The organism is Phyllobacterium endophyticum (assembly GCF_003010935.1).
Lineage (GTDB): Bacteria > Pseudomonadota > Alphaproteobacteria > Rhizobiales > Rhizobiaceae > Phyllobacterium > Phyllobacterium endophyticum.
The window spans coordinates 570,170-582,418 of sequence record NZ_PGGN01000002.1; the positions used below are offsets into that span (position 1 = coordinate 570,170).

The 12,249-nt window shown below is 56.0% G+C and carries 16 protein-coding genes and 1 pseudogene; 11 read left to right on the forward strand and 6 right to left on the reverse strand.

What is annotated here, in order from left to right:
- The first annotated feature begins 51 nt into the window (after positions 1-51).
- Both CU100_RS10820 and CU100_RS10825 read left to right on the forward strand, forming a co-directional pair.
- Entirely contained in the window at positions 52-804 is a 753-nt protein-coding gene (locus CU100_RS10820; RefSeq protein WP_106716586.1) for an AzlC family ABC transporter permease, read from the forward strand.
- A complete protein-coding gene (locus CU100_RS10825; protein ID WP_106716587.1) occupies positions 801-1,151 on the forward strand; it encodes an AzlD domain-containing protein in 351 nt (116 codons plus the stop codon). Before CU100_RS10820 ends, CU100_RS10825 begins: the two co-directional genes overlap by 4 nt.
- Here the strand turns inward: CU100_RS10825 and CU100_RS10830 are convergent.
- Genes CU100_RS10830 through CU100_RS10855 form a run of 6 tightly spaced genes read right to left on the reverse strand, consistent with a single transcriptional unit; the run spans position 1,141 to position 4,520 of the window.
- Positions 1,141-1,575 carry an HIT family protein gene (locus CU100_RS10830; protein ID WP_106716588.1) on the reverse strand — a complete coding sequence of 145 codons (435 nt, stop codon included), beginning with the start codon at positions 1,573-1,575 and terminating at the stop codon, positions 1,141-1,143. The genes CU100_RS10825 and CU100_RS10830 overlap by 11 nt on opposite strands.
- Positions 1,576-1,584: 9 nt before the next feature.
- The gene (locus CU100_RS10835) at positions 1,585-2,769 is read right to left on the reverse strand and encodes a GNAT family N-acetyltransferase (protein ID WP_106716589.1); all 1,185 of its coding nucleotides are present in this window, start codon (positions 2,767-2,769) and stop codon (positions 1,585-1,587) included.
- Between the two features lie 32 nt (positions 2,770-2,801).
- On the reverse strand, positions 2,802-3,071 hold the full coding sequence (locus CU100_RS10840; protein ID WP_106716590.1) for a type II toxin-antitoxin system RelE family toxin: 270 nt from the start codon (positions 3,069-3,071) through the stop codon (positions 2,802-2,804).
- Complete coding sequence (gene relB / locus CU100_RS10845; protein ID WP_106716591.1) at positions 3,055-3,282, reverse strand: type II toxin-antitoxin system RelB family antitoxin; 228 nt, start codon at positions 3,280-3,282, stop codon at positions 3,055-3,057. Before relB ends, CU100_RS10840 begins: the two co-directional genes overlap by 17 nt.
- A gap of 51 nt (positions 3,283-3,333) precedes the next feature.
- A complete protein-coding gene (locus CU100_RS10850) occupies positions 3,334-4,053 on the reverse strand; it encodes a glycerophosphodiester phosphodiesterase (RefSeq protein ID WP_106716592.1) in 720 nt (239 codons plus the stop codon).
- A gap of 2 nt (positions 4,054-4,055) precedes the next feature.
- Entirely contained in the window at positions 4,056-4,520 is a 465-nt protein-coding gene (locus tag CU100_RS10855) for a RidA family protein (RefSeq protein WP_106716593.1), read from the reverse strand.
- A 118-nt stretch (positions 4,521-4,638) separates the two neighbouring features.
- On the opposite strand from CU100_RS10855, the gene CU100_RS10860 reads away from it, so the two are divergent.
- The 9 genes and pseudogenes from CU100_RS10860 (at position 4,639) to rseP (ending at position 12,145) form a co-directional block, all read left to right on the forward strand.
- Positions 4,639-5,460, forward strand: a complete 822-nt coding sequence (locus CU100_RS10860; protein ID WP_106716594.1) for a cell envelope integrity EipB family protein — start codon at positions 4,639-4,641, stop codon at positions 5,458-5,460.
- Between the two features lie 96 nt (positions 5,461-5,556).
- Positions 5,557-5,745 (forward strand): annotated as a pseudogene (locus tag CU100_RS27215) (type II toxin-antitoxin system VapC family toxin); the annotation flags it as partial.
- Positions 5,746-5,992: 247 nt separating this feature from the next.
- Complete coding sequence (gene rpsB, locus CU100_RS10870; protein ID WP_106716595.1) at positions 5,993-6,799, forward strand: 30S ribosomal protein S2; 807 nt, start codon at positions 5,993-5,995, stop codon at positions 6,797-6,799.
- 117 nt (positions 6,800-6,916) lie between these two features.
- Positions 6,917-7,840, forward strand: a complete 924-nt coding sequence (tsf, locus tag CU100_RS10875; protein WP_106716596.1) for a translation elongation factor Ts — start codon at positions 6,917-6,919, stop codon at positions 7,838-7,840.
- A gap of 87 nt (positions 7,841-7,927) precedes the next feature.
- Positions 7,928-8,650 (forward strand): UMP kinase, encoded by a 723-nt coding sequence (pyrH, locus tag CU100_RS10880; protein WP_106716597.1) that lies wholly within the window; start codon positions 7,928-7,930, stop codon positions 8,648-8,650.
- 45 nt (positions 8,651-8,695) lie between these two features.
- Positions 8,696-9,256: a ribosome recycling factor gene (gene frr / locus CU100_RS10885; protein ID WP_106716598.1), complete on the forward strand. Its 561-nt coding sequence runs from the start codon at positions 8,696-8,698 to the stop codon at positions 9,254-9,256.
- A gap of 131 nt (positions 9,257-9,387) precedes the next feature.
- Positions 9,388-10,128: an isoprenyl transferase gene (locus tag CU100_RS10890; protein WP_280951609.1), complete on the forward strand. Its 741-nt coding sequence runs from the start codon at positions 9,388-9,390 to the stop codon at positions 10,126-10,128.
- The gene (locus CU100_RS10895; protein ID WP_106716600.1) at positions 10,125-10,946 is read left to right on the forward strand and encodes a phosphatidate cytidylyltransferase; all 822 of its coding nucleotides are present in this window, start codon (positions 10,125-10,127) and stop codon (positions 10,944-10,946) included. The genes CU100_RS10890 and CU100_RS10895 overlap by 4 nt, the downstream gene beginning before the upstream one ends.
- A 59-nt stretch (positions 10,947-11,005) precedes the next feature.
- Complete coding sequence (gene rseP / locus CU100_RS10900; protein WP_106716601.1) at positions 11,006-12,145, forward strand: RIP metalloprotease RseP; 1,140 nt, start codon at positions 11,006-11,008, stop codon at positions 12,143-12,145.
- Positions 12,146-12,249: the final 104 nt, after the last annotated feature.

Here is a 12,249-nt window from a genome sequence, read left to right on the forward strand (position 1 = left end):
TCGGGTGGCCTTTTTCTTGATGGCCGCCGTTCTTCCGGTTATCGCTGAGACATGGCTGATTCCGGTACGCCTACCCACCAAGACGAATACCCGAGAACTCGAGCCTCGTGGTTCTTTTCCGGTGTATGGCTCATTACGAGCATCCCTGCTCTCATTCTGATAACCGCCCATGTGGGCTTTGCCGGTTTTGCCAGCGAAAGCGGCGTTTCGCTTTTACAAGCGACCTTCATGGTAGCTGCCATCTGGGCGTTGCCGGCCAATATCGTGCTGATTGGCGCCATCGCGGGCGGCTACTCGCTTGTCGGCGCAGGAATCGCCGTTGGTCTGTCGTCCATTCGTCTCATGCCGATGGTGGCGGCGTTCGTGCCGGAATTGCGCGGGCCAAAGACGCGGAAAATCACATTGCTGCTCCTGTCGCACTTCATTGCGGTGACCGCATGGGTGATCGGGATGGAGCGGCTCCAGCATGTTCCCCGAGACATGCGAACCGCGTATTTTGCCGGTCTGGGAATAACCCTTACCCTGACGAACACGCTCGTCGTGGCCATTGTCTATTTCCTTTCGGCGGACTTCCCGCCGATGGTCTTTGCCGCGTTGTTTTTCCTGACACCGATGTATTTTCTCACGTCATTGTGGGGATCGGCCCGGGACAAATCGATCCATGTCGCTATGGTTTCCGGCCTGCTGCTTTTTCCGTTGATCCACTGGATCGCACCTGCCTATGACCTGCTGCTGACCGGCGTTGCCGGCGGCGCTGTCACGATGGTGTATGTTCACCTCGTAAACAGGAGCAGGGCGTCGTGACCTGGCAGAGCCTGACGGACTGGTGGTGGCCCTATCTTTTCATTCTGCTTGCGGGATGGCTTCCGACCGACATGTGGCGTTTCATCGGTGTATTCATAGGGGGCCGTGTCCGGGAAGATTCGCAAGCGCTGGTCGCGGTGCGTGCTGTCGCGACTGCACTGGTCGCAGGGGTCATAGCCCAATTGATCCTGTATCCAAGCGGCGTCCTGGCTGACTCGCCGGTGATCCTGCGAGTCGGTGCAGCCGCAGCTGGCTTCCTGGCCTATGTCACGCTGGGCAGGCGGGTAATCATCAGCGTGATCGTCGGCGAGATCGTCCTGCTCGCCGGATTGCAGCTTACGAGCTAGATGCCAATGCTTGCCGGATCTTCTCGGCGTTCGCAGCCAGGACATTCTGGTCCTCCATCTGGCCAGTGTGCGGCTTGAGTGCCACTCCATCGAAACGCGGAATGATGTGAAAATGCAGGTGGAAAACCGTCTGCCCTGCGGCAGGTTCATTGAACTGGATGATCGTAACACCATCGGCGCTGAATGCGGCCTTGACCGCGCGTGCCAGCTTTTGCGTTGTTGAAATGACGGCCGAAAGACTCGACTGATCCACATCCAGAATATTGCGGAACGGAGCCTTGGTTATCGCGAGGCAATGCCCTTGGCCCTGCGGCATGACATCCATGAAAGCATAGGTTCCGGCATCTTCGTAAAGCTTGTGCGAAGGGATCTCACCGCGCAGTATCTTCGCGAATATGTTGTTCTCGTCATAGGGTATTATCATGGCCTGCCTCTAATGCTCTGATTTCCTGAATGGAGCGTGATCGTTGAGAACATGGCTCATTAGTGCGACATCCTCGCGCTCGCGCCGGAGAAAGTCATCGATAGCGCGCCTCAACCCATCATGCGCAAGATAATGAACCGAGTGCGTTATCACGGGAAGATAACCGCGTGCGAGCTTGTGCTCACCTTGGGCACCCGCCTCGACAACATGCAGTTTACGTTCGATGGCGAAGTCAATTGCCTGATGATAGCAGACTTCAAAATGCAGGAAACGATGATCCTCGATGCAGCCCCAATGTCTGCCGAAGAGCCGGTCCGATCCGATGAAGTTGATCGCCCCGGCGATGTAACGTCCATCGCGCCGAGCCATCACCAGCATGATGTCATCGGGCATGTGCTCGCCAATCAGCGCGTAGAATTTGCGATTGAGATAGGGGCGGCCCCATTTGCGGCTGCCAGTGTCCATGTAGAACGCGAAGAAAATGTCCCAGATTTCCTTGGTGAGCTGGCCGCCGGTCAGCCGGTCGATGCTGATGCCATCGGCAAGTGCCTCGCGTCTTTCCTTTTTCAGCGCCTTGCGTTTTCGTGAGGCAAGCGTCGCAAGGAAATCGTCGTAGGTCGCATAGCGTTCGTTGAAGAAGTGGAATTGCTGATCGATGCGATGCAGGAATCCCGCATTGGTGAACGACGGCAAATCCTTTTCATTGACAAAGGTCGAGTGCGCCGATGAGACCCCAAGCTGATCGGTCAGTTGGCGCAGGCCATTGGCGAGGGCTGTCCGAACTGCCTCTCCATCCCAGCCCCGGTGAACCAGCAAGCGTGGCCCCGTCGCGGGTGTGAAGGGAATGCTTGCCTGCAGTTTCGGGTAGTAGCGTCCTCCGGCGCGCTCGAACGCATCGGCCCAGCCATGGTCGAAAACATACTCACCCTGGCTGTGACTCTTCAGATAACAGGGAACGGCGCCGATCAGCGTGCCGCTATCGTCTTCCAGGCGGAGGAACTGCGGCAGCCAGCCGGCTTTGGGCGCGACGCAGCCGGAATCTTCGAGCGCAGACAGGAAGGCGTGCGACAAGAAAGGATTGTACTCCGGTCCTTCACGCGAAGTGCCGGATAGGTCCGACCACTCCACCGGTGTGAATGCTCCCACGCCCTCACAGACACGTAAGATGAAATCGCCTCGATCAAGATTTAGCATTTTGAATTTGGCTTCCTGACTCCGGACAGTGTTTAGCGATAGACCTCGCGCCGGTGGCCGATTTCCACAACCAACACTATTAGCCGATGATCCTGTAGATCACATAGGATGCGATAGTCGCCAATGCGATACCGCCAGTAATTTCCAAGCTCCGAACTTTGCAGAGCTTTTCCGGTTTGGCGAGGATCGTCCAGATTGGCAATTCTTTGATCCAGAAACTTTCGAATTCGCCCTCGCGTTTGTGTATCAAGGTTTTTAAGCGATTTCTGAACCGATCGAGTGTACTCAATCGTCCAGGCCACGCCAGAATTCCTCTGCGGTTAGAACCTGATCCTCACCGCGATTCAGGCGCAGCGTGGCCTGTTCTGCCAGATACAAATCTTCCAGATCGTCCAAATATTCTTCAATAGCTTGACGCATGTAGAACGTGGCGGTGCGTCCGGTCTTTGCAGCCAGCGACTGAAGACGTTTATAGGTCTCGTCTGGAAGCCTGATGGCTGTTTGCTTGCTCATGGAACATCCCGTCGGTTTACGTGTATACCATAGTGGAAACTCGCGCATGCCTCAAGCCGTGCGCGGATCGAATCCCTCGAAAGTGATTTGATCGGCAACGGCATCGCTGATGGCTTTTTCGGTGAAGTTCCGCACCGTCCAAGAGATGACGGGCATCTCCATCTTGCGCCGTATGAACTCGATAAAACGGTTCTCGAGATGATGGAGATTGTAGGAGACGAAATCGATGTCGTAGGCCAGCATGGAAAAATGCGCTTCGATGTCTTCATCCCGAAGACCTTCGGCGGTCAGTCCGGCAGGAATGCCCGGCGCGTCCGTGCCAAAGCGGCGGATCAAATGATGATCGAAGGACATGATCGCGGTCTCACCCCGATATCCGGCGAGTTCATCGGCAACAGCCTTTACCAAGCCATCGTCTCGACCGGCGATGCCTTTCAATTCGATCACTATGGGAACGCGTCCGCCAATCAACTCCAGCGATTGCGCCAGGGTTGGAATGTGATCGTTTGTACCGCCGACCCGAAGCCTGCCAGCCTCTTGGGCAGTCAGTTCGTCTATGTTGCCCTTGGTTCCTGTCACCCGGTCGAGCGTGCCGTCGTGGAAGACGATGGCCTTGCCGTCGGCGGAAAGGTGGACGTCGCATTCAATCGAAAAACCGGCTCTTGCCGCCGCATCGAAGGCCGACAGAGTATTTTCCCAGCACTTGTTGTTCAGATCGTGCAGACCGCGATGCGCAATCGGCACCTTTTTCAACCAATCGAGAGAAGACATGTTTAGCGCACCTCGATGATGGCTTCGATCTCGACCGGTGCGTTCAGGGGCAGGGCGGCGCTACCTACTGCGGACCGTGCGTGACGACCCGGTTCGCCCAGTACCGCGACGAGCAGGTCCGAGGCGCCGTTGGCGACAAGATGCTGTTCGTTGAAATCCGGCGTACACGCGACGAAAACCGTGATCTTCACAATCCGGGCGATAAGTTCGAGATCACCCAGTGCTGCTTTCGCCTGGGCCAGGATATTGATCGCGCAAGCCCTTGCGGCTTCCTGGCCCTGCGCAACGTTCAGATCGGCACCGACCCGCCCGGAGTGAATGAGTTTACCGCCATCCAGCGGCAATTGCCCCGACGTCAGCAGGAGTGAACCAGTCTGGACATAGGGAACGTAATTGGCTGCCGGTGCCGCTGCGACAGGCAGCGTTATACCAAGCTCCTGCAGGCGCGTTTCGATGGTGCTGGTCATGGGATAATTTCCTTATGTTTCGGAATCGAAAGGGATTGTGAATGAAGTTGCGATTTTTGCCTCGCTTCCGCCAAGAGTTATTTTAATATGTCCGTTCAAATGTTGGAGAATCTGGTCAATGCGCGTTTTTTCTGTTCTCGTTTTCAGTCTCGGTGCCTTGGGTCTGGCAGGCTCACCCCTGGCGTTTGCCGCTGGAACGGCGACGCTCGTACCGCACCGCGCCATTTACGATCTCAAGCTGGACAGTGCACAGGATAGCAGCGGCATCACCGGTCTGACGGGCCGAATGGTCTATGAATTCAATGGCTCGGATTGCGAAGGCTATACGACTAATTTTCGCTTTGTTACCCGCGTTGACATGGAGGAGCAGCCGCAACGTGTAACGGACCAGCAAACAACGACTTTCGAGTCTGGTAGCGGCGACAAGTTCCGTTTCGTGAACAAGACATTCGTCGATCAGAGCCTAACCAAGGAGGTGAGAGGCGATGCGGCCCTGCTCAAGGACAAGACAGAGATTTCCCTGACCAAGCCCGAGACGGCGAAGGAAGATTTGGAATTGTCGCAGTTTCCAACCCGCCACATGCAGGACCTTATTTCAAAGGCCGTCGCGGGCGAGGTTTTCTATCAGACAAAGCTGTTCGACGGGTCGGAAGATGCCAACAAGGTGATGGCGACGACCGTTGTCATCGGCAAATCTGCAGTTTCTGACGACGAAGAGACGAAGAATATGGGTCCGCTTGCCAAGGAAAACACCTGGCCGGTTTCAATTGCCTATTTCGACGAGAACGAAAAGACGGAAGGACTGCCGAGCTACCGGATCAACTTCAAGATGTACCGCAATGGCGTGACGCGCGATCTCAAGATGGACTATGGCGACTTTTCGATGACCGGAAAGCTCGTCAACCTACAACTGTTCGATGCACCGAAGTGCACGAAGTAATATCTTGGCTTCTGTTCTTTTTAGGCACGTATGGTAGAAAGTTGCTAATTAGGTACCTAGGAACCTGATCGTGGCGCTAAGCATAAAAGATCCTTTGACAGAACAGCTTACAAGGCAGGGGTCGACATCGTTGCGGTTGACACAAATCAGGTGGACGCCGCCCGGCGTGCTTGGCGACGTTACGGCAAGGGTCGGCATCCGGCGGGACTGAATTATGGAGACTGCTTCTCCTATGCTCTTGCGGTGACCCACCAGGAGTCCCTCCTGTTCAAAGGAGAAGATTTTTTTGCAAGACCGACGTCACCAAGGCTGAGCCTAGTTAGGCTGCTCTCCCGCCGGAGTTTGTCGAAAACTCCGTCCAGCAGAGGCTTTTATCATCCGCGCACTTGCCTTTGCCGCAATTATCCATTAACAGCCGCTTCATTCCACACACGGGATTTGGGTTGATATCGGGAGAAATCCGATATGGCCTCCGGTGGCGGGTTTCCCGCCTCTTCCCGTGGAGGTTAAACCGGAAAAGGAAATTAACGAGATGGCATTGCCTGATTTCAGCATGCGTCAGCTCCTTGAAGCTGGCGTTCACTTCGGCCACCAGACACATCGCTGGAACCCGAAAATGGCACCATATATCTATGGTTCCCGCAACAATATCCACATTCTCGACCTGGCCCAGACCTATCCGCTGCTTCATACAGCGCTGAAGAAGGTCTCGGACACCGTTGCTCGTGGCGGCCGCGTTCTGTTCGTAGGGACCAAGCGCCAGGCTTCGGACATCATTGCAGACGCCGCAACGCGTTCGGCCCAGTATTACGTCAATGCCCGCTGGCTTGGCGGCATGATGACCAACTGGAAGACGATTTCGAATTCCATTCAGCGTTTGCGCAAGCTCGACGAACTTCTTGCGGGCGAAGCACATGGCTTTACCAAGAAGGAACGCCTGAACCTCGACCGCGAGCGCGAAAAGCTGAACCGTGCACTTGGCGGCATCAAGAACATGGGCTCCGTTCCGGACCTCATCTTCATCATCGATACCAACAAGGAAGCCATTGCCATTCAGGAAGCCAAGCGTCTTGGTATCCCGGTCGTCGCTGTTATCGATTCCAATTGCGACCCGGACCAGATCGATTTTCCGATCCCAGGCAATGACGATGCTTCCCGCGCGATCTCGCTTTATTGCGACCTGATCGCCAAGGCAGCACTCGACGGCATCCTGCGCCAGCAGGGCTCGCTCGGCATCGACATCGGTGCACAGGAAGAAGCGCCAGCCGAGCCAGCTCTCGAAGCCCCGGTTGAGGCTTCCGCAGAAGCTCCTGCACAGGAAGGTGAAGCCTCCGCTTGAGGCTTCATACACCCGTCTTGCCGGGTGATTAAAATTGATTCGATTGGCGCATAACGCGCCGCAAAGTTGGCATGCTGGTTCTCCAGTATGCCTTCGCTTTGAGAAGAGGCGACTAGAATGAGCATTACTGCAGCACAGGTAAAAGAACTTCGCGAAATAAGCGGCGCCGGCATGATGGACTGCAAGGCAGCCCTGACCGAGACCAATGGCGACATGGAAGCGGCTGTCGATTGGCTGCGTGCCAAGGGCATTTCCAAGGCTGACAAGAAGGCTGGCCGCACGGCAGCCGAAGGTCTTGTCGGCGTGGCATCGAACGGCACGAAGGCAGTCGTCGTCGAGGTCAATTCCGAGACGGATTTCGTGGCCCGCAATGACGCATTTCAGGAGATCGTTCGCAACGTAGCCAACATAGCACTGACGACTGACGGCTCGACTGCCGCCGTTGCAGGCGCAACTTATCCTTCGTCCGGCAAATCCGTTGTCGACACGATCAAGGATGCCGTGGGCACCATCGGGGAAAACCTTTCGTTCCGCCGCTCGGCTGCACTCACGGTCAATGGGGGTGTCGTTGCAACATACATTCACAACGCTGTTTCCGATGGTCTTGGAAAGCTCGGCGTTCTGGTAGCGATCGAAACCGCGGGCAACGCGGATATCGCCCAGGCTTTCGGTCGTCAGGTAGCGATGCACGTCGCTGCGACCAATCCGCTTGCTTTGACTGCTGCCGAGGTCGACCCGGCCGCTGTCGAGCGTGAAAAGGCGGTATTCACCGAGTCTGCCCGCCAGTCCGGCAAGCCTGAAAACATCATCGAAAAGATGGTGGAAGGCCGCCTGCGCAAATTCTACGAGGAGGTTGTGCTTCTCTCGCAGGCTTTCGTCATCAATCCTGACCTGACTGTCGAGGCTGCTCTCAAAGAAGCGGAAAAGACCATCGGCGCACCAGCCAAGATCACGGCTTTTGTCCGTTTTGCTCTTGGCGAAGGCATCGAGAAAGAAGAGACCGATTTTGCAGCGGAAGTAGCCGCGGCTGTGAAGAAGTAATCTTAGAAGACTGAAATCAAAGGGCATCGCGTGACAACGCGATGCCCTTCGTGTATCCGGAATTCGAAACGACGTTGAGGAAGGTCCATGGCTGGTACGGCAGTTTACAAACGCGTTGTGCTTAAAGCCTCGGGAGAAGCTCTCATGGGCGAACAGGGCTTCGGCATTGACGTTGCCGTCGCCGACCGGATCGCTAGTGATATCGCGGAAGCTCGTGCCCTTGACGTACAAGTTGGCGTTGTAATTGGCGGCGGCAATATATTCCGCGGCGTTGCGGTGGCCTCCAAAGGCGGCGACCGCGTGACCGGCGATCACATGGGCATGTTGGCGACCGTGATCAACTCCCTGGCTTTGCGTACATCTTTGGTCAAGATCGGCATTGACACCGTTGTGCTTTCAGCGGTCGCAATGCCGGAGTTCTGCGAGACGTTTTCACAACGTCTGGCGACCCAGTACATGGATATGGGCAAGGTTGTTATCTTTGCCGGCGGTACGGGCAACCCGTTTTTCACCACAGATTCCGCGGCGGCTTTGCGGGCGGCGGAGATAGGTGCGGACGCGCTTTTCAAGGGTACCCAGGTCGACGGCATTTATTCGGCTGATCCTAAAAAAGACCCAAATGCCGTGCGGTTTGATCGTCTGACCCATAAGGATGTTCTCGATCGCGGGCTCGCAGTGATGGATACAACCGCCGTCGCACTTGCACGTGAAAATAATATCCCAATAATCGTATATTCGATCCACGAAAAAGGTGGATTTGCGGAAGTGTTGCAAGGCAGGGGGCGCGCGACGGTCGTTTCGGACCGCTGACCGTTCCGTCTGAAACAATCCGCCAAGAATAAAGGAGCATTGAGCATGAGTGACGCACTTGATCTGAACGACCTTAAACGGCGCATGGACGGTGCCATACAGGCGTTGAAACACGATCTCGGCGGGCTGCGTACGGGACGGGCGTCCGTAAGTCTGCTGGAGCCCATCACGGTTGAAGCTTATGGTTCGCAGATGCCTCTCAACCAGGTTGCCAATATCACCGTGCCCGAGGCACGCATGCTTTCGGTGTCGGTATGGGACAAGTCGATGGTGGGCAAGGTGGAGCGTGCCATCCGCGAATCCGGCCTTGGCCTCAATCCAATCACAGACGGCAACAACCTGCGCATTCCATTGCCGGAACTCAACGAACAGCGCCGCAAGGAACTGGTCAAGATCGCCCATCAATATGTCGAGCACGCAAAGGTCGCAGCGCGCCATGTGCGTCGCGACGGCATGGATGAGTTGAAGAAGCTCGAGAAGGACGGCGACATCAGCCAGGACGATAACCGTGTCCTTTCTGAAAAAGTTCAAAAGCTGACAGATGACACTATCGCAGAAATGGATAAGGTCGTTGCTGTCAAAGAAGCGGAAATCATGCAGGTTTGAAGAGCCATGGGATCGGCTGGATCTGTGCATCCTAGGGGTTTTCAAGCGTCCGTTGCTCCGGATATCGCAAACCAAGCCAGTTGATGCACAGGACCAATCTCCCAGCATCAAGCCGGTGCTAGCCTAAAACTATCCACAGGAGGTCGAAGCAAATGTCCCATCCGCGCCACATTGCCATCATCATGGATGGAAATGGCCGTTGGGCAAAGGCGAGGGGATTGCCCCGAACGGCCGGCCACAAGGCGGGCGTCGACTCTTTGCGGGAGACCATCCGTGCCGCCGGCAAGATGGACATACCGTTTTTGACGCTGTTTGCCTTTTCCTCCGAAAACTGGTCGCGACCGCGGTCGGAAGTCTCCGATCTGATGGGCCTGTTGAAACTTTTCATCCGGCGTGACCTGGCCGACTTGCACCGCGAAAATGTGAGGGTGAGGATTATTGGGGAACGCGAAGGATTGGCCAAGGATATCCGCGGACTTCTTGAGGAGGCGGAAGCGCTGACCAAGGGAAATTCCGGCCTTACCCTGGTCATTGCCTTCAACTATGGCTCACGCAATGAAATAACGCGGGCCGTCCAGCGTTTGATTGCGGACGTGGCATCGGGGGCTCTTAACGAGGGCGATGTGACTCCGGAGGCCATTTCGGCACGGCTGGATACTGCTGATATTCCGGACCCCGATATGATCATCCGCACGAGCGGCGAAATGCGGCTTTCCAACTTCCTCCTCTGGCAAGCGGCCTACTCCGAATTCATGTTCATGCCATGCTACTGGCCGGATTTCCGGCCGTCTCACCTCATCGAGGCGATAGAGACTTTTCAGATGCGTGAGCGGCGCTTCGGCGGCGTGACGGCGCAGGAAATCGCCCTGTGACCTTTGATGGTCTTTCCAATCTCCAAAAACGCATTCTGAGCGCGGTCGTTCTTGTCGCACTTGCCGTTGTACTCACTGCGCTGGGCGGGTTAGCATTCGGTATTCTCGCTTGCGCGATCGGCCTGAGCGTATTCTATGAGTGGCAACTCATGACATTGGCGCGCTCCACGCCGACGACCCGCGGCCTCGCCTGGGCATTCCTCATCGGTATGATGGCCGTTCTTCTCTTCACACAACACGTGATGACGATGATAGGCGTTCTCTTTGCGGGCGCAGCACTTGTCGCGGTAATAGGGGGAAGGAGAAATGGCTATTGGCCGGCGTTCGGCCTGATTTATGCAGGTTTTCCATCCATCGCTTTGACATTGCTGCGCGGCGACACCGGCGACGGCTTTGCCGCGATCCTTTTTCTTTTTGCGGTCGTCTGGGCAACTGACATTTTTGCATATTTCAATGGGCGCGCACTCGGCGGCCCGAAACTTGCTCCTCGATTTTCACCCAACAAGACCTGGTCAGGAGCAATTGGCGGCGCCGCGGCGGGCGTTGCGGCCGGGGTGGGCATTGCCGCGTTCATGACGCCTACCGGCGGGGTGCCTGTTCCACTGATCGCTCTTTTGCTGTCGATCATTGCGCAGATTGGCGATCTGGGAGAATCCTGGGTGAAACGCCGATTCGGGGTAAAGGACTCCAGCAGGCTCATTCCCGGTCACGGTGGCGTGATGGACCGGGTTGATGGGCTTGTAGCTGCTGCAGCATTGCTATACGTCATCGGAGCAATTCTGGTGGCACCAGAAACGCCATACGACATTCTTTTCTAAGCGGCCGAACGTTTGGGCCCATCGGGCCAATTGATTGTGGTGCAGGCCCGGAGGACACATTGACAGAAACCTTGCATATTCTCTTCGGCACCCAAAGCGTGTTGATTGGTACGATACTGCCATTCCTGATCGTGCTCACAGTCGTCGTCTTCGTTCACGAGATGGGGCACTATCTGGTTGGGCGCTGGTGCGGTATCGGTGTCCAGGCGTTCTCGGTCGGCTTTGGACCGGAACTCATCGGCTTCAATGATCGCAGAGGCACCCGCTGGAAGCTCTCGGCAATTCCACTTGGTGGATACGTCAAATTCGCGGGCGACGAGGGCGTATCCAGTTCAGTCGGAACGCCGGCCGCGGCAATGAGTCCAGAAGAGCGGGCCGTTGCCTTCCACACGCAACCCGTATGGAAGCGTGCTGCAACCGTCTTTGCCGGTCCTGCATTCAACATATTGCTGACGGTAGCCATATTTTCGGTATTCTTCTCTCTCTACGGCAAGATGGTTGCTGATCCCATGGTGGCGGAGGTCCGTCCCGGCGGTCCCGCGGCAATTGCGGGTTTTCAGCCCGGCGACCGCTTCATCAGCGTGGACGGGGACAAGGTCGAAACCTTTGCAGACGTTCAGCGTCATGTCTCGGCACGGGCCGGTGATTCTCTGAATTTCGTGGTGGAACGCAAAGGCCAGGAGATCCAACTGACAGCCACTCCCGAACTGATCGAGCAAAAGGATCCGTTGGGAAATACAATCAAGACCGCGGTGATTGGCGTCGTCAACAATCAGGAGTTGGGCAATTTCAGGCGGATCAGCTACGGTCCTGTCGAATCAGTGGTGCAAGCAGTACAAGAAAGTGGATTTATCATCGCCCGCACAGGCCAATTCTTCAGCAGGTTCTTTGCGGGGCGTGAAGACAAGTGCCAGCTGGGCGGTCCGGTGAAGATCGCTACGATGGCAGGTCAGGCAGCGAGCCAGGGTGTGGACTGGCTGATCCAGCTGACAGCGATGCTGTCCATCGGAATAGGTTTGCTCAACCTCTTTCCATTGCCGCCGCTGGACGGCGGTCATTTGGTGTTTTATGCCGCTGAAGCTGTCATCGGCAGGCCGGTCAGGCCAGCTGTCCAGGAGATATTCTTTCGTGCGGGTTTCCTGCTAGTGCTTGGATTCATGGGGTTTGTTATATTCAACGACCTTTTCGCCTGCAGGTAGCAAACATTAAATATTGATGAAAATTCGAGGCATTGGCTGGCAAAGCGAGATGATCTGTTTACTATAAGCTCGGAATGGCGTGGCAGGGATGCCACGCTTTGTTG